The sequence below is a fragment of the Thermococcus profundus genome (assembly GCF_002214585.1).
Taxonomy (GTDB): Archaea; Methanobacteriota_B; Thermococci; order Thermococcales; family Thermococcaceae; genus Thermococcus; species Thermococcus profundus.
On sequence record NZ_CP014862.1, the window covers coordinates 1556224 to 1572974 of the forward strand.

Annotated in this window: 16 protein-coding genes and 1 tRNA gene; 9 read left to right on the forward strand and 8 right to left on the reverse strand. The window is 54.7% G+C overall.

Going from position 1 to position 16751, the window contains the following annotated elements:
- Positions 1 to 68: 68 nt before the first annotated feature.
- Complete coding sequence (gene map / locus A3L09_RS08430; protein ID WP_088858528.1) at positions 69 to 956, forward strand: type II methionyl aminopeptidase; 888 nt, start codon at positions 69 to 71, stop codon at positions 954 to 956.
- Between the two features lie 118 nt (positions 957 to 1074).
- Here the strand turns inward: map and A3L09_RS08435 are convergent.
- A tRNA-Ser gene (locus A3L09_RS08435) sits at positions 1075 to 1161 on the reverse strand.
- 134 nt (positions 1162 to 1295) lie between these two features.
- On the opposite strand from A3L09_RS08435, the gene A3L09_RS08440 reads away from it, so the two are divergent.
- Positions 1296 to 2468 (forward strand): CBS domain-containing protein, encoded by a 1173-nt coding sequence (locus A3L09_RS08440; protein WP_088858529.1) that lies wholly within the window; start codon positions 1296 to 1298, stop codon positions 2466 to 2468.
- A 57-nt stretch (positions 2469 to 2525) separates the two neighbouring features.
- Here the strand turns inward: A3L09_RS08440 and A3L09_RS08445 are convergent, their stop codons facing one another.
- Positions 2526 to 3461: a calcium/sodium antiporter gene (locus tag A3L09_RS08445; RefSeq protein ID WP_088858530.1), complete on the reverse strand. Its 936-nt coding sequence runs from the start codon at positions 3459 to 3461 to the stop codon at positions 2526 to 2528.
- 95 nt (positions 3462 to 3556) lie between these two features.
- On the opposite strand from A3L09_RS08445, the gene A3L09_RS08450 reads away from it, so the two are divergent.
- From A3L09_RS08450 to A3L09_RS08460, 3 genes are all read left to right on the forward strand, one after another.
- On the forward strand, positions 3557 to 4792 hold the full coding sequence (locus A3L09_RS08450) for a 2,3-bisphosphoglycerate-independent phosphoglycerate mutase (protein WP_088858531.1): 1236 nt from the start codon (positions 3557 to 3559) through the stop codon (positions 4790 to 4792).
- Between the two features lie 185 nt (positions 4793 to 4977).
- Positions 4978 to 5814, forward strand: a complete 837-nt coding sequence (locus A3L09_RS08455; RefSeq protein ID WP_088858532.1) for an aldo/keto reductase — start codon at positions 4978 to 4980, stop codon at positions 5812 to 5814.
- Positions 5814 to 7670, forward strand: a complete 1857-nt coding sequence (locus A3L09_RS08460; RefSeq protein WP_088858533.1) for an aldehyde ferredoxin oxidoreductase family protein — start codon at positions 5814 to 5816, stop codon at positions 7668 to 7670. The genes A3L09_RS08455 and A3L09_RS08460 overlap by 1 nt, the downstream gene beginning before the upstream one ends.
- A 29-nt stretch (positions 7671 to 7699) precedes the next feature.
- On the opposite strand, the gene A3L09_RS08465 is transcribed toward A3L09_RS08460, so the two are convergent.
- Together A3L09_RS08465 and A3L09_RS08470 are read right to left on the reverse strand one after the other, a co-directional pair.
- Positions 7700 to 8275, reverse strand: a complete 576-nt coding sequence (locus A3L09_RS08465) for a potassium channel family protein (protein WP_088858534.1) — start codon at positions 8273 to 8275, stop codon at positions 7700 to 7702.
- The gene (locus tag A3L09_RS08470; protein WP_088858535.1) at positions 8268 to 8873 is read right to left on the reverse strand and encodes a potassium channel family protein; all 606 of its coding nucleotides are present in this window, start codon (positions 8871 to 8873) and stop codon (positions 8268 to 8270) included. The genes A3L09_RS08465 and A3L09_RS08470 overlap by 8 nt, the downstream gene beginning before the upstream one ends.
- A gap of 108 nt (positions 8874 to 8981) precedes the next feature.
- Between A3L09_RS08470 and A3L09_RS08475 the strand changes: the two genes are divergently transcribed.
- The 4 genes from A3L09_RS08475 to A3L09_RS08490 all read left to right on the forward strand — a co-directional run bounded on the left by A3L09_RS08475 (position 8982) and on the right by A3L09_RS08490 (position 13252).
- Positions 8982 to 10175, forward strand: coding sequence for a magnesium transporter (locus A3L09_RS08475; RefSeq protein WP_088858536.1), 1194 nt, complete (start codon positions 8982 to 8984; stop codon positions 10173 to 10175).
- Positions 10176 to 10943 (forward strand): sugar phosphate isomerase/epimerase family protein, encoded by a 768-nt coding sequence (locus tag A3L09_RS08480; protein WP_088858537.1) that lies wholly within the window; start codon positions 10176 to 10178, stop codon positions 10941 to 10943.
- A 103-nt stretch (positions 10944 to 11046) separates the two neighbouring features.
- Positions 11047 to 12465: an acetate--CoA ligase family protein gene (locus A3L09_RS08485; protein ID WP_088858538.1), complete on the forward strand. Its 1419-nt coding sequence runs from the start codon at positions 11047 to 11049 to the stop codon at positions 12463 to 12465.
- Positions 12466 to 12490: 25 nt separating this feature from the next.
- Positions 12491 to 13252: an acetate--CoA ligase family protein gene (locus A3L09_RS08490; protein ID WP_088858539.1), complete on the forward strand. Its 762-nt coding sequence runs from the start codon at positions 12491 to 12493 to the stop codon at positions 13250 to 13252.
- A 79-nt stretch (positions 13253 to 13331) separates the two neighbouring features.
- Here the strand turns inward: A3L09_RS08490 and A3L09_RS08495 are convergent, their stop codons facing one another.
- From A3L09_RS08495 to A3L09_RS08510, 4 genes are read right to left on the reverse strand one after another with little or no spacing between them, the layout of a single operon-like run.
- Positions 13332 to 14333 carry an SPFH domain-containing protein gene (locus tag A3L09_RS08495; protein WP_088858540.1) on the reverse strand — a complete coding sequence of 334 codons (1002 nt, stop codon included), beginning with the start codon at positions 14331 to 14333 and terminating at the stop codon, positions 13332 to 13334.
- A 1-nt stretch (position 14334) separates the two neighbouring features.
- On the reverse strand, positions 14335 to 14829 hold the full coding sequence (locus tag A3L09_RS08500) for a hypothetical protein (protein WP_088858541.1): 495 nt from the start codon (positions 14827 to 14829) through the stop codon (positions 14335 to 14337).
- A 9-nt stretch (positions 14830 to 14838) separates the two neighbouring features.
- A complete protein-coding gene (locus A3L09_RS08505) occupies positions 14839 to 15735 on the reverse strand; it encodes a zinc ribbon domain-containing protein (protein WP_088858542.1) in 897 nt (298 codons plus the stop codon).
- Positions 15736 to 15739: 4 nt separating this feature from the next.
- Positions 15740 to 16729 (reverse strand): hypothetical protein, encoded by a 990-nt coding sequence (locus A3L09_RS08510; RefSeq protein ID WP_088858543.1) that lies wholly within the window; start codon positions 16727 to 16729, stop codon positions 15740 to 15742.
- Positions 16730 to 16751: the final 22 nt, after the last annotated feature.

Here is a 16751-nt window from a genome sequence, read left to right on the forward strand (position 1 = left end):
ACGGTTGCTTAAAAGGAAAGATCAAAAACTTTAAGGGTTAGGGAACCCTAAAGAAAACGGTGTTAGAGATGGACGAAAGGGAAGCGCTGATCAAGGCGGGGGAGATCTCAAGGCAGGTCAAAAAAGAAGTGATCGACATGATAAAGCCAGGGGCAAGGCTGTACGACATAGCCGAGTTCGTGGAGAAGAGGATAGAAGAACTCGGCGGAAAACCTGCCTTCCCCTGCAACCTGTCTCTAAACGAGCAGGCGGCCCACTACACACCTTACAAAGGCGATGAAACCGTCCTAAAGGAAGGGGACTACCTGAAAGTTGATCTCGGGGTTCACGTGGATGGGTACATAGCGGACACGGCGCTGACGGTCAGGGTGGGAATGGAAGAAGACGACCTTATGGATGCTGCAAAAGAGGCCCTTGAAAACGCTATAGCAACCGTGAGGGCAGGGGCAAAAGTTAGGGACATTGCCAGGGCCATCGAGGAGACGATAAGGGGGAAGGGCTTCAACCCCATAGTCAACCTCAGCGGGCATAAGATAGAGCGCTACAAGCTCCACGCTGGCATCAGCATTCCCAACGTTTACAGGCAGGCAGATACGTACGAGCTCAAGGAGGGAGATGTTTTCGCCATCGAGCCCTTCGCCACCACCGGAGCCGGCCAGGTGATAGAGGTTCCCCCAGCGCTCATCTTCATGTACGTCAAGGATAAGCCGGTGAGGATGCTCCAGGCGAGAAGGCTACTGATGCACATAAAGATGAACTACAAGACGCTCCCCTTCGCCTACCGCTGGCTTCAGGGCTTCATGCCGGAGGGACAGCTCAAGCTCGCCCTTGCCCAGCTCGACAAGGTGGGGGCAATATACAGCTACCCGATCCTGAGGGAAGTCCGCGGTGGAATGGTGGCGCAGTTCGAGCACACGGTAATAGTTGAGAAGGACGGGGCCTACGTAACGACCTGAGGTATTTTCTCCCTTTCATTGACATTTCTTTCCGAGGGATAGGAATTTGCAGGGCAAAATCTCCGAAGTGCTGGGATAATTCCCTGAAAGTCCACAGAACGGAAAAAGGCTCGGCAGTTGGCGCCGGGGCAGGGATTTGAACCCTGGTGGGCGGACGCCCACGGGATCTCGAGTCCCGCGCCTTCCCAGGCTAGGCTACCCCGGCGCGTTTCTGGGTTGGAGATCCGGTTTTATAAATCTTTCCGCGAAAGTTTTATTAACCCAAACTTACTAAAATGTTCCGGTTGCAAAGGTTTAAATTGATGGGCACCCTAGTAAATATTGAAAGGAGGTGGCAGCATGGTCGGAATTCTTGTGCAGGAGGTTATGACAGACAGGTTCCAGAAGATAGACATCGACGCCCCGCTTTCTGAGGCGATCGGAATATTCGAAAAGGAAGATCCAGATCTGATTCTCGTGTTCGACGGGAACCTGTACAAGGGAGTCCTGACACAGGATTTGATAATTAGATCCCACCTCAAGTGGGACCCGACGAAGGCCAAAGTTAGGGATGTTTACAAGCCCGCACCCGTTATAAAGCCCGATGAGGATCTCAGCAAGGCTGCAAAGCTCATGCTGGAGGTTGATCTACGCTCACTGCCCGTTGGGGAGTCAAAGAAAGAGATAATCGGAGTAATAAGCGATATAACCCTTCTAGAGCGTGTATCCCAGGAGGAATTTGGGAAGGAGAAGGTAGAGGCCCACATGACGAAGGACGTTATCACGCTCCTGCCCGACGACACGGTGGCAAAGGCCCTCGCCACCATGCGCGACAACGCCATATCAAGGATCCCGATAGTCAACGAAGAGGGAAAGATTGAAGGTTTAGTCACCCTCCACGACCTCATCATACGCTTCATCAAGCCCCGCTTCAAGGCCCAGGCGGGAGAGGTAGCCGGCGAGAAGATACCGCCATTCAGCATGCCGCTCCGCGACGTTATGATCAGGGGCGTTATAACCATCCACCCAGAAGCAAAGGTCAGAGAGGCCGTGGAGACTATGAAGGACAACAACATAGACGGCCTCGTCGTCACCAACGAAGACAACAAGGTCGTTGGAATCCTCACGGTTAAAGACCTTCTCCTGCCGATATCAAAGATGACGGAGAAAGAGGCGCGCTTCTACCTCCAGCTCGCTGGGGATGCGCACATACTAAGCGACTTCACAAGGGAGAGGATAATCAGCGACATCAGAAAGTTCGTTGACGGCTACGAGGACATCCTCGGCCAGGAGGGAATGATCTACCTCTACATCCGCAGGTTCAGGGAGAAGTTCAGGGGAGTCCACCTCTATCAGGCCAGGATGAGGATAGTGACCGACAAGGGCGTATTCGTGGCCACGGGGGAGACATGGGGAGCGATTCAGGCCGTCCACGACGCCCTTAGGGCGATAGAGAGGCAGCTTCTCCAGAAGGCTGAACTCGAAAAGGACCTCAGGTACGCAAAGCGCTTCCTTGAGAAGCTCGAATTTTGATCCTTCCTTTTCTTCCCTATCACGCTTTTTGACAAAATTTGAACAAAATTGGAAAGTTCAAAGTTCGGCCCCCGAAAAGAGGAGGACCAGATAAAGCGCGTAGAGGGCCAGGAAATAGGCCCCTATTTTCCTGCCGAGACTTCCAGATCTTTTGAGTTCCCCTATCATCGGCAGCATCGCCATGAGAACGAGGATTATCGTCAGGGTTGAGGCCCCTGTGGGAATCGGACGTATCAGCGATGCCAGCCCCAGAACAACCAGGGCATTCATGATGTTGGCGCCTATGATGTTGCCGACGCTTATGCTACCGCGCTCCCTTAAAGCCCCATAAATGGCGTTGGTCATCTCGGGGAGGGAGGTACCGATGGCAACTATAGTGGCACCTATAACGTACTCCGCCACACCGAGGGCCTCAGCTATGTTCCTACCCCCATAAACGACCAACCTTGCGCCGATCACCATCAGACCGCCGAAGATAAGAAGGAGGGCGTAATCGAGCGGTGTTGCCCTGACGTGGCGCTTTTCCTCCCCACCAACTCCCCTTACAAAATGCTTCCTGTAGAGCCACCGCAGATACAATGCATAGGCCGTGAGGAGCAGGGCCCCGTCGAGCCTTGAGAGGGTGCCGTCAACCGACAAAAGCATCAGGAAGCCGAGGGAACCAAGCATGACCAGGGAGTTCTCGTAGGCAGCGCTTCCGGCTTTCAGGGGTTTGATGAGCGACGCAAGACCGAGGATTAGGGCTATGTTGGCGAAGATGCTTCCAAGGGCGTTTCCGAGGGCTATCCCCTCGGCCTTCGTTAGGCTTGCCATAGTGCTCGTCGTTATCTCAGGCAGGGTCGTTGCCAGACTTATGACGACGAGGCTTATTATCAGCGGGGAGACACCGGCCTTTTCCGCAACTTCAACGATTTTATCCGACAGCCTGTCCCCGAAGATGACGAGGAGGATTATCCCAAGGACTATTGAAAGGCTCCACACCAGTATTCCCACTTCCTCTCACCGGAGGGAGTTTGAGGAGGGTTTCATAAACTTTCTGTCCGGCAAACCTTTAAACCCCAGTTTACTACTCACTACAGGTGATAGACATGAAGAAGAGAAAGGGACTTCTTATAATCCTCGACGGCCTCGGCGACAGGCCGATTAAGGAGTTCGGCGGAAAGACGCCGCTGGAGTACGCTGAAACGCCAAACATGGACAAGCTAGCAAAGATGGGAATCCTCGGCCAGCAGGATCCGATAAAGCCAGGCCAGCCGGCTGGAAGCGATACAGCGCATCTCAGCATCTTCGGCTACGACCCCTACAAGGTCTACCGCGGCAGGGGCTACCTTGAGGCCATGGGGATTGGTTTAGACCTGAGTGAGGACGACTTGGCTTTCCGCGTCAACTTCGCTACCATCGAGAACGGGGTTATAACCGATAGAAGGGCCGGGAGGATAAGTACCGAAGAGGCCCATGAACTCGCCAAAGCCATCCAGGAGAACGTTAAGCTCCCCGTGGAGTTCATCTTCGCTGGTGCAACCGGCCACAGGGCCGTTCTGGTTCTCAAGGGAATGGCCAAGGGCTACCGCGTCGGCGAGAACGACCCGCACGAGGCCGGAAAGCCGCCCCACGAGTTCACCTGGGAGGACGAGGAGAGCAAGAGAGTTGCTGAAATCCTCGAGGAGTTCGTCAGGCAAGCCCACGAAGTCCTTGAGAAGCACCCGATCAACGAGAAGAGGAGAAAGGAAGGGAAGCCCGTTGCCAACTACCTCCTCATCCGCGGTGCTGGAACCTACCCGGACATACCGATGAAGTTCACCGAGCAGTGGAAGGTCAAAGCCGGAGCCGTTATAGCGGTCTCGCTCGTCAAAGGCGTCGCGAGGGCTATAGGATTCGACGTCTACACTCCAGAGGGAGCAACCGGTGAGTACAACACCGACGTGATGGCCAAGGCCAAGAAGACCGTTGAACTGCTCAATGAATATGACTTCGTCTTCCTCCACTTCAAGCCGACGGATGCAGCGGGCCACGACAACAACCCGAAGCTCAAGGCGGAGATGATAGAGAAGGCCGACGAGATGATAGGATACATAATTGAGCACATCGACCTTGAGGACGTCGTCATTGCGATAACCGGCGACCACAGCACTCCTTGTGAAGTCATGAACCACAGCGGCGACCCTGTTCCGCTCCTCATAGCTGGCGGCGGCGTTAGACCTGACCAGACCGAGAGCTTCGGCGAAAGGGAGTGCATGCGCGGCGGAATCGGCAGGGTTAAGGGCCACGACATAGTGCCCATAATGATGGACCTCATGAACAGGAGCGTCAAGTTCGGAGCTTGAGATTCTTTTTCTCTTTACTGCATTTTCCTTTGGACGTTTCTCATTCTTGGAGCTACTTCCGGCCTATTAACTGATAATTTCTCTTGAGACTGCCTAAACTCTCCAATATTCCATTTCTTCCTCCGTTTTATCGTTCAGAGGAAACCTTAATTAAGCTTGACTTCCAAATCGTTTTGGTGTGAAAAATGAAGAGAGTTACGGTTTTTAGCGACCTTAGGAGAATAGGCGATGACATGGTTACAGCCATTGGTATGGGCACGTGGGGAATAGGTGGCTATGAGAGTCCGGATTATTCGAGAGATAAGGAGAGCGTTGAGGCCCTAAGATACGGCCTTGAGCTCGGAATTAACCTTATAGACACGGCTGAGTTCTACGGTGCCGGCCACTCGGAGGAGCTCGTTGGTGAGGCGGTAAAAGAGTTCGAGCGTGAGGAGGTCTTCATCATCAGCAAAGTGTGGCCGACTCACTTTGGATATGAGGAAGCAAAGAAGGCCGCTAGGGCGAGTGCAAAGAGGCTGGGCACCTACATCGATCTCTACCTCCTCCACTGGCCTGGAGACAGCTGGGAGAGAATAAAGAAAACGCTCCATGCCTTGGAGGAACTGGTTGATGAGGGGCTCATAAGGTACATTGGTGTCAGCAACTTCGATCTCGAGCTCCTTAAGAGGAGCCAGGAGGAGATGAGGAAGTATGAGATAGTCGCCAACGAGGTCAAGTACTCCCTCAGAGACCGTTGGCCTGAAACGTCAGGTCTTCTCGACTACATGAAACGTGAGGAAATTGCGCTGATAGCCTACACGCCCCTTGAGAAGGGAAGCCTCGCGAGAAACGAATGCTTAGCCGAGATTGGGAAGAAGTACGGAAAGACCGCCGCGCAGGTTGCGCTCAACTATCTCATCTGGGAGGAGAACGTCATAGCCATCCCGAAGGCGGGGAGCAAGGCCCACCTTGAGGAGAACTTTGGAGCGATGGGGTGGCGTCTTTCAGAAGAGGATAGAGGGAAAGCGAGGGGGTGCGTCTGATGTACGGCTACCAGAACAAAATCGCGCGTGTGAACCTGACCACAGGTAAGGTAACCTACGAGGAGCTTCCGGATGGTGTGATAAGGAAGTTCATAGGCGGGAAGGGGCTGGGTTATTACATCATCTACAAAGAGGTTCCACCGGGGACCGATCCACTAAGCCCGGCCAACAAGTTCGTCTTTGCGACGGGAGGGCTCACAGGCCTCGTTCCCGGTTCAAGCAAGGTCATAGCGGTGAGCAAAAGCCCAGAGACGAAGCTCATCAGCGACTCCAGCGGTGGAGACGCCTTTGGTCCAAAGCTTAAGGGCCACTTCGATGCACTCATAATCGAGGGAAAGAGCGAGGAGCCGGTCTATCTGTACATCCACGACGGAGAGGTTGAGATTAAGGACGCTAGCAATCTCTGGGGCAAGGGCAACTACGAGGTAGCGAAGAAGCTCTGGGAGGAATACCCGACGGCGAGCATGGCATTAGTCGGCTCCGCCGGCGAGAGGCTCAGCAGGATAGCGGACGTAATCTACGACACCGAGAGGGCCAGCGGAAGGGGCGGCCTGGGTGCTGTTCTCGGGAGCAAGAGGGTAAAGGCAGTTGTAGTCGAGCCGGGTGAGAAACCGAAGGTGGCTGATCCTGACGAGTTCCAGAGGCTCTGGGAAGAGTATTACAACGAGTTCGCTACCAATCCCAAGTACGAGCACACCAGAACCTACGGAACGAGCGACGCCCTGAGGAGTGCGGCTTCACTAGGCATGAGTCCAGCCTACAACTTCTCGAGGCCCTACATCCCGGACGAGCTGGCGAGCAAGCTCGGCGGCGACGAGGTGAAGAAGTACGAGATAGAGCCGGAGTGGTTCGTACACGGTAAGAGCTGCCCGATAAAGTGTGCCAGGTATGTAGAAGTGGAATACAAGGGCAGGAAATTCCGTGTCAAGCCCGAATATGAGAGCATAGCGATGCTAGGAGCTGCAACCGGTGTCTTTGACTTCCCAGCGGTGGCTTACTTCATCCACCTCGTAAACGACTACGGAATGGACAGCATAGCCACCGGAGCAACGATAGGCTGGCTCTTTGAGATGGTCGAGCGCGGTTTAATCGGCGAGGACGAGATAGGCTTCCAGGTAAAGGGATTCGGCGATGCAGAGGCGGAAGAGAAGCTCATAAAGCTAATGGCTGAGAGAAGGGGCATCGGTGCAATCCTTGCCGATGGAGTCAAGCGCGCCTGTGAAAGGTTGGGTAGAGGTTGCGAGTTTGCCGTCCACGTCAAGGGCATGGAGAGCCCGGCCTGGGACCCGCGTGGCAGGAGGACTTATGCTCTAAGCTACGCCACTGCTGATGTTGGTGCCTCTCACCTCCGCGGCTGGCCGAGGCCGCACCAGCTCCCCAACCAGGGGCCGGCTAAGGAACTCGTGCCTTCGATGATCGAAGGAAGGGACGAGAGCTACATCACCGACATGCTTGGAACCTGTAAGTTCGTGCCCTACAAGATGGAAGACCTTGCCAGACTTTATTCACTCGCCACAGGCGAGGAGTGGACGGTAGAGGAGCTGAGGAAGAGGGCATGGGCCGTTGAGAGCATAGCGAGGATACACGACGTCCTAGACTGGGTTACCCCTCCAATAGACGACATGATTCCGCCGCGCTGGTGGGAGCCTGAACAGGATGGGCCAGCAGAGGGCAACGCGGCCTTCATAGACTACAACGACTTCATCGAAGCTAAAAGGGAGTTCTACAGGCTTAGGGGATGGCATGAAGAACTCGGAGTTCCGCTTCCGGAGACGATGGAGATGCTTGACCTTCCGGAGTTCAGGGAAGATGCGGAGAGGGCGCTTGAGGTGGTGAAGAAGAGAACGGGGCTTTAAAACCCCGTATTTCGATTTTCCTGAAAGCTTCAATCCTCATCCACTTCTTCCCCGGCGAGCTTCCTCAGCTTGTCGAGGTCTGGACCCACGGCTATGAGAACGTCGCCCTCCTGTATCACATCGTCCTTTCCGGGGTTGTAGATGTAGCGGGAACCGCGCTTTATGGCCAGTATTCTCGTTCCTATCTTGCTCGGGAGCTTGAGCTGCTTGAGGCTCTTGCCCACAAGAACAGAGCTCGGCCTGACGGTCACCCTTCCAAGCTCCTCCTCCGTGTCCTCCATTATACTCCTGATTATCGGATGGGGCTCTATGTCGCGCAGGATTATGTCGGATACCCCGTAGGCAGCGTCGCTTATGCGCTCGTTTATGTCTGCGAGATCTATGATGCTCAGCAGGCTTTCGGGATCTTCCTCGTGCTTTGCCGCGCGGAGAACGAGCTTCTTGACCTTCAGGGTGAGGTCGTCCATCCTCTCCTCAAGGAGGTAGACCTCCTCAGCTATGTCCTCGCTGTTGTAGAGAACGGAGGAGAACGCTAAATCAACCATGAGGGCCGATAGATCCTTCATCTCTATAAGGCAGGAGCGGATTTCGTCGAGCTCACTCATTTCCCATCACCTTTAGAATTCCCCTGGCTATCTCCTTCAGGTAGTCGAGTGCCGTTCTCGTTCCCCTGCCGATGAGTATATCCCCGGGCATGACCTTCGTGTCCTCGTCGGGATCGAATATCCAGCGCTTGCCGCGCCTTATGGCGGCGACCCATACCCCGGTGTTCGTCGCCAGGTCGAGTTCCTCCAGGGTCTTTCCAACGAGAATGGACTCCGGGGAGACCTCAACCTTTCCTATCGTCTCCTCGCTCTCAAGGATCACTTCCCTGACGAGAGGGTGGAGCTTCTCCTCAAGGACCATCTTCGCCAGATCCGCCGCGGCGTTGGAGATCTCGTCTATCGCCCTCCCCATCTGGAGTATCGCGGTTATCTGTTCCGCCTCCTTTGGGCTCCTCGCGGCGAGAACGGCCCTTACGGTTAAGTGATAGTTGAGAAGATCAAGGTACTCCTCAAGCTCAAGAACCTCCTCCGCTATTTCCTTCTCCTGGAAGAGGACGGAGGAGTACGCGAGGTCGACCATAAGCTCCGCCGTGTTCTTCATCTCGACGAAGATCTCCTTAACGTTCCTCGGAACCTCGATTTCGTCCCACTCTTCCACCCGGCTCTCACCTGAATGGAGAAACGGAGCGAGTCTTATTTAGTTTTCGCCACGAAAAGTTTAATACCCCAAGGGGGTACGTTTCGGGGGTGAAGGGAATGGAGAGTGATGCCAGTGATCGACCGGGAAATCCTGGCAGAGCTGAAGGAGAAGACGAAGGATTCATACAGGGTTACGCTGCCGTCCCTGTTCACGTCCCAAGTGTTTGGCCTATTCGGCGGCACGTTTCTGGGCAAGTACTTTGATCTAATCAGAAAGCAGTTTCCGGGTCTGCTAGTGGTTCTCCCAGGCATAATGGGACTCCGTGGGAACGTCTTTGGATCGATGGCCTCACGCTTCTCTACGATGCTCTACCTCGGTGATCTCGAGCCCTCCCTCAGGGATAAGAAGGTTCTCAAGGAAATCGTTTTGAGGATGCTTATCTCTCTCATCCCGATATTCCTGCTCTGGGCCATTGGTGTCGCCACCGGGATAAAGAAGAACGCCTTTGACGTCCTTCTGATAGTCGTTACCTCAACCATACTCGTGTCCTTTATACTCGGTTACTTCACCTCGTTCGTCACGATATTCGCTTTTAAGCGTGGCACCGATCCTGACAGCGTCGCTGCACCGCTGGTGGCGTCGATGGGCGACTTCTTAACGGTCCCGTCCCTGGTTCTCTTCATACTCCTGATAGAGAGATCCCCGGAGGGCTTCAGGCTCTTCAACTACGCCACGATAGCCCTCTTCCTCATCGTGGCCGCGGTGAGCAGGGTGAGAAAAGCAGATTTTATGGAGCTCAAACAGGTCTTCATAACGATAACCGGCCTCGCCCTTCTCTCAACCATATCAGGTTCCCTGCTGGCAAAGTTCAGCGGGGAGATCCAGGCCTCGGTGATACTGAGCTTTATTTATCCCTCACTTCTCAGCTCCTTTGGCAACTACGGTTCCATAATAGCCGCAAAGACATCAACCAAGCTTCACCTGGGTGAAATCGAGAGCTTTCTCTGCCCGAAGGCATTCACGGACATAGTAGCGCTCTTCACGACGGCCCCAGTTATAGGCACCACTAAGATACTAATAGGGGGGGCTCTGATGATGCTAACTACCGGCACAAGCATTCCAGGATCCGTTTACTGGATCCTCATAACCTACCCCTTCATGGCGCTCTTCATAATGCTCTACGCATACACCCTCTCTTATTTCCTGTTCCAGAAGAACATCGACCCGGACCACGTGGCCATACCTCTCATCTCGAACAACAGCGATATATTCGGAACCCTCTACGTCGTCCTCATGGCCAAGCTGATGGTGGGTGGTTGAATGATAGGCCTCTCGATGACAGCCTACAACGGGAAGACCCTCGAGGGATTTGAAGATTGGGTTAAGGACGCAAAGGAGCTCGGCTTCGACTTCATCGAGATACTGAGCGAGTGGCCGCACTACCTAACGCGGGATAATCTGCCATTTTTCAGAAAGGTTCTCGACGCTTATGGACTAAAAGCCACTGTTCACGCCCCCTTCAGCGATTTGAACATAGCCTCATTCAACGAACGCATAAAGGAGGCCTCTCTGGGGATAATCCGCGAAACGATAGAACTGGCCGCGGAGCTGGAAGCGCTCGTCGTTACGATGCATCCCGGGCACTGTTCCCCAATCAGCGTGAAGAACCGAGGAAAATACCTTGAAATCCACCGTGAGGCCCTCAGAAGGATTTCCCACTGGAGCGAGGAGTACGGCGTTAAAGTTGGCGTCGAGAACATGCCGCGCTTCCCTATTCTCGATGCTCAGAACTGCGACAGACTGATGGAGATAATCGAAGGTGTTGAGATAGGCATAACCTTTGACGTCGGGCACCTCAACACGACCACCAGAAACTTCGACCGCTTTATGGAGCTCTTTGGACACAGGATCGTCCACGTCCACCTCCACGACAACTCCGGGGAGAGGGACGAGCACCTTTCCCTCGGTGATGGGACTGTTCCATGGAAACGAGTCCTTCCAAAGCTGCCCGACGTTACATGGGCCCTCGAGGTAAGCGATCTGGAATCAGCCCGGAGAAGCATCAAATTTTTAAGAGATCTGCATTGATGGACTCTTCAGTTCACTGGAGTGCGATTTTTACAAAACGCAACTCTTTTATACATTCGGATTGAAGTTTTCTCGAAAAGCAGTTTCTGATGGAGGGAGACCAATGGCGGAAAGAATAGTGGAGGAAATGAAGCCCTTCTTCGACCCGAAGGCGGTCGCTATCATCGGCGCAACCAACAAGAAGGGAAAGGTCGGAAACGTCATTTTTGAGAACTTCAAGATGAACAAGGAGCGCGGAATCTTCAAGGGGGAAATATACCCCGTGAACCCCAAGCTCGACGAAATCGACGGCTACAAGGTCTACAAGACCGTTAAGGAGCTCCCAGATGATACCGATCTCGCTGTTATATCGATTCCGGCCAAATTCGTTCCGGCCACGATGAGGGACATCGCAGAGAAGGGCATTAAAGCTGTTGTAATCATCACGGGCGGCTTCGGAGAGCTCGGAGAGGAGGGGAAGAAGCTCGAACGCGAAATATACGAGATAGCGAAGGCCAACGGCATAAGGGTCATCGGTCCCAACTGTGTCGGAGTTTACGTTCCAGACACAGGCGTTGACACGGTCTTCCTGCCCGAGAGCAAGATGGACAGGCCCAAGAGCGGCCCGATAGCCTTCGTCAGCCAGAGCGGTGCCTTCGCGGCTGCAATGCTCGACTGGGCGGCCATGGCCGGGATAGGAATAGGCAAGATGGTCAGCTACGGCAACAAGCTTGATGTTGACGATGCAGACCTAATGGACTACTTCATCCACGACGATGAGATAAACGTCGTTACATTCTACATCGAGGGCGTTAAAGACGGAAGGAAGTTCATTGAGGCCGCTAAGAGAATAACCAAGGTCAAGCCGGTAATCGCCCTGAAGAGCGGAAGGACGGAATACGGAGCGAAGGCCGCCTCTTCACATACCGGCTCGCTCGCTGGGGCGGACACGATCTACGACGCGGTCTTCAAGCAGACCGGCGTAATTCGCGCCGAGGACTTCGAGCACATGTTCGACCTGGCTAAAGCCTTTGCAGCCCTCAAGGATAAGCTCCCGAAGGGCGACAGGATAGGCATAATCACCGACGGCGGTGGAGCGGGCGTTATGGCCAGCGACGCCGTTGCCAAGTTCGGCCTCAAAATGGCCGACCTCAGCGAGGAGACGATAAAGTTCCTGAGGGAAAACTTCCCGCCGCACGCCGTTCCGGGCAACCCCACCGACGTCGTTGGAGACACGGACGCGGAGCGCTACAGGATAGCAATAGAGGGCTTCGTGAACGACCCGAACGTTGACGCGATAGTCGTCATCGTCCTCTTCCAGGTCCCGCTCCTCGAGGAGGAGAAGATAATCGACATTCTGGCGGAATACCAGAAGAAGAGCGACAAGCCGATAGTTGCAGTTGCAATGGGCGGCAAGAAGACCGACTACTATGCGAGGATGCTCGAAGAGAAAGGAGTTCCAGTTTACCCGACCCCGGAGCGCGGTGTCCGCGCCATGGCAGGTCTCGTTAAGTACGCTGAATACTTGAGAAGGGGGGCCTGACCCCCAAATTTTTGGTGGTGGTACCATGAAGGAGGAAGCCCTCAAAGTTATTAAGGAGGTTTTGGCATCCGGAAGAACCGCCCTCGTGGAGTACGAGGCCAAGCAGGTTCTAAAGGCCTACGGTCTCCCCGTCCCGGAGGAAAAGCTGGCTAAGACCCTCGATGAGGCACTCCGCTATGCGGAGGAGATAGGCTATCCCGTTGCCATGAAGCTCATGTCGCCCCAGATTCTTCACAAGAGCGACGCCAAGGTAGTTCTCCTCAACATAAAGACCCCGGAGGAGCTCAAGGAAAAGTGGGAGGTCATCCACGAGAACGCGCGCAAATACCGTCCGGATGCCGAGATACTTGGAGTTTTGATAGCCCCGATGCTCAAGGTCGGCAGGGAAGTAATCATAGGCGTCACCGAGGACCCGCAGTTCGGCCACGCTCTAATGTTCGGCCTTGGAGGAATCTTCGTCGAGGTTCTCAAGGACGTTACCTTCCGCATAATCCCGATAACCGAGCGCGACGCGAGAAAAATGATAACCGAGATCAAGAGCTATCCGATTCTGGCTGGAGCGCGCGGTGAGGAGCCGGCTGACATAGAGGCAATCGTCCAGCTTCTCCTGAAGGTCAGCGAGCTCGTTGACGACCTCAGGGACTACATAAAGGAGATGGACCTCAACCCGGTCTTCGTCTACAACGAGGGCGAAGGGGCAGTAGTGGTAGACGCGAGGATAATCGTCAAGGAGCCGGTCGAAAAGAAGGAGGAGATAGGCTCAGACTACAGGGAGAGGTGCGCCTGACCGCTTCTTTACCTTTGATTTTTTCTAGGTTGACCTTTTCCTCATCCTAAAATGAGAGGAAGATAAAGATAAAAGAATCTCATTCTATCTTCGCACCGCAAATCGGGCAGAACTTGGCCCCCTCCGGAACTATGTGGCCGTTGGGACAGCGCTTTATCTCGTGCCCGCAGTAGGGACAGAACTTGGCTCCCGGTGGAAGCGGTTTGCCGCAGTAGGGACAGATTTCCTGTGTTTGCTGCTGAGCCTGTGGTGTGGCCTGCTGAGCCCCACCGTAGCCAGCCGGAGGAACCCCTCCACCAGCGTAGGGTTGAGCCGGCTGGGCCGGGGCCTGCGGCTGCATCAGCTGCGGAATGAGGACCATTCCTGTGCCGACGGAGGCGCTCCCGCTCTTCCCCAACTCAGCTGCCACCTGCTTGGCAGTGTCCATCTGCATGACGGTTTGAGCGTTGCCCGTTTGCATTATCCAGAAGAGCCTCTGCCTCCACTCATCTGTCGTGTTCACGCCCTCAATCTTGACGTCAACCAGCTCGAGACCCAGCCTCCTGAAGTCTTCCATGAGCTTTACTTTTACCTGCGTGCTCACCATGTCGAGGTTCTGGAAGAGGTCAACTATCGAGTAAGCTGAGAGGTGCTTCATCATACCCTCGTTGAAATAAGCGCGGATGAACTTTGTAACATCGGCGGTATCGTAAAGGCTCTGACCGCCAACCACTTCGGTGAGGAACTGAACTGGATCAGCTACTTTAAACCAGTAGACGCCGTAGTACTTTATGGGAGCGAGCTCTCTCGTCTGGCTCTCACCGCCGTACCTTCCCTGGAACTCCTTCATGCTGACGAAAATCACGGTCGCCTTGAAGGGGCTGTTTCCCCCACCCACGAGCTTGTAGAGGAGGGGAAGATTTTGAGTCGTCAGCGTATGCCTTCCCGGCCCGAAGACATCGTAAACCTTCCCGTCGCGCATGAAGACGGCTACCTCGTACTCGTGGACTATCAGCTGGGCACCCCACTTTATTACCTCGTTGGGGTAGCGCCAGATTATCTCGTCCTCCCCTGGGTTGACCCACTCTATAACTTGAACCATATCACTCACCCCTCAGTATCGCGGCCCTTTCATCAAAAGTCCCCTCAAACTGAACCAGCCTGTCGTCCAGCTCAAGGACTGCCGCGCCTAGCCTGGCCGGATCCGCCACAGCACTACTTATTGAACCGGCCAGCTCTTTGATGCCCTCCGCCAGCTCGATCATCTTAGTATCGTGCTCGATGAGCTTCTCTATCTCCTTCTCCTTCACCTTCACTCTGTCGAAGTAGCCGGCGTAGCCTGCCTCGGCGTGCTTGACCTTCCCTTCCAGCATGACGAGCCTCTTCCTCAGGCTGTCTATAGAAGTTAGCTGGGAACAGTTCACCATGGCGCATCTCTGGAGGGCCCTTTCAAGCTCCCTCCTGGCTCCGGCGAGCATCTCAGCGACCTTGGCTCTGACGAGCCTGTCGTCTTCCCTCAACAGCTCCTTCTTCTTGTAGCCGTGGAAGCCCGGAATAAGGAGCTCAAGCTTTTCCCATACCGAAGTTTCCTTTCCCATAATACCACCTCACAGTGACCTGAAATAAACGTTGCCGCGGTTGGTCTTCACAACCTCGCTGACGACCCTCTTGCTCACGGAGCCTTTGGAGAATATGGCCCCTCCTCCCGCTATTCCCGAGGCAAGGCCGCCAACGAGGCCCCAGATGTTACTCATAACTCCGGAGGCTATCGCGCCCAGAAGGATTCCAACCCCTATAAGCGCGGATCCCAGAAGGGTAGCCTTCTTCCTGGCCTCACTCATGAGGGGGTACTCCCCGCGTATGACCCTTCCATCGGTTCCATCCACAAAGTTCACGAAGCCGTTTCCGCCGTATTCGTAGTGGACCTCCCAGACTGGGTAGTGCACGAGCCCCTGGAACTTGACGTTCAGCTCAAGCTCTCCAGTTCTGCTGCTTTCCTCGCTCGCCTCCTTTTTCAGCGCACTCTGGAGTCTGGAGCGGGCTATCTCCTCGGCCTCTTCCTTCTTCAGCTCAGGCTCGTAGTACTTTCCCTTCTTTACAATGTTTTCGTCGAAGAACCTTTTCCCCCTCATAGGGAATGGGTACTCCATCAGGAGGGTCTTGAACGGCGATCCAGCAGGGATCCCCAGGAACTCAACTTCCTCGACGGTCTCTTTGAGCCTGCTCTTTCCATGGAGGTAGAAGAAGTAAACCGGAATCCAGTGGAGTTCCTTCTTCACCACCCTCGCCCCAGTCAGATCGGCGGGGGCACCGTACTGCCTTGAGAGGAACTTGAGGAGCTTTCCAGCCGGGTCTTCCCTCATTGGCGGGAAGAAGAAGTGCTCGACTTCAGCCTCTTTTCCCGTGTGGACATGGAACGTCGTCCCGCAGTAGGGACATGTGACTACGCTTACAGTATCGGGAACCTTGAAGGTCGCGGAGCAGGTTGGACACGTTACCTCCATGGTATCACCCCAGTATCCCCTTCCTCTCGCGCTCAACGCGCTGGCCTTCGAGAACCTTGCTTCCGGCGAACCAGCTCAAAGCCGCTCCACCGACCAGGGCGATGACCGCAAAAACCGGCGACGCCCCAAATGCCGCCGCGCCGAAGGAGGCGATGAGTATCCCCGCCCCTGAGCCAGTTAGATACTCTGCCTGTCTGAAGACGTTCATGGGCTCCGTTGCCGCGACATCTTTGCCGTCCCAGCCCGCGAAAACGGCCTGGAATATGGAATTGCCGTAGCGGTAGTAGACCGTCCACATCGGGAGTAGGAGAAGCCTAACATCCTGAGGTTCCTCTGCATGGATATCAAAGCGCTCTATCCTGTCCGACTTCGCTAGGAAGCGGTTCCTCACTATGTCTATCGAGTCCTCACGCATTATCAACCGGGCATGCCTCTCGTCCATCTCCGTGTTGAGGATCTCAAGCTTTATCCTGCCCCACTCGTCCTCCCCAAGGCCGAGGAGCCTTTTACCCTTTGGCCACGTCTTGGAGAAGTGCGTTATAATGTCGTCAACGCCGAAGCTTTTAACCTGCCTCCTGGCAGACCCCAGGAGCCTCATGTTCTCGTCCACCCGTTCGGTGTAGTGCCTCTCAACCGTATGACAATGGGTGTTTCCCTTTGAGTCAGTGTGGCACTCCTCCTCCCTCTTCATGTAGCGGACGGTTCCGTAGACGTGAACCGTCCCGCTCCAGTAGGGGGCGTAGTGGCCCTCTATCCCAACGATGTCTATCTCGTCCTTTATGCGCTTGAGGTCGAAGTCCCTTTCTACCCTCTTCCAAAAGGCCCCGGCTATTGCGTTCTTATCCAGAGAGGGAACGATGTATATGTTCTCAGTCTTGAGGTTGCCGCTTATGTGGTTTGGAAAACCGCAGTACGGACAGACCGCCACTATTGTCTCGGGAGAAATCTCCAGCGGGGCCCCACAGCGTTCGCACTTAAAAGATGCCTCTTCCATACTATCACCCTTGATAATCCCC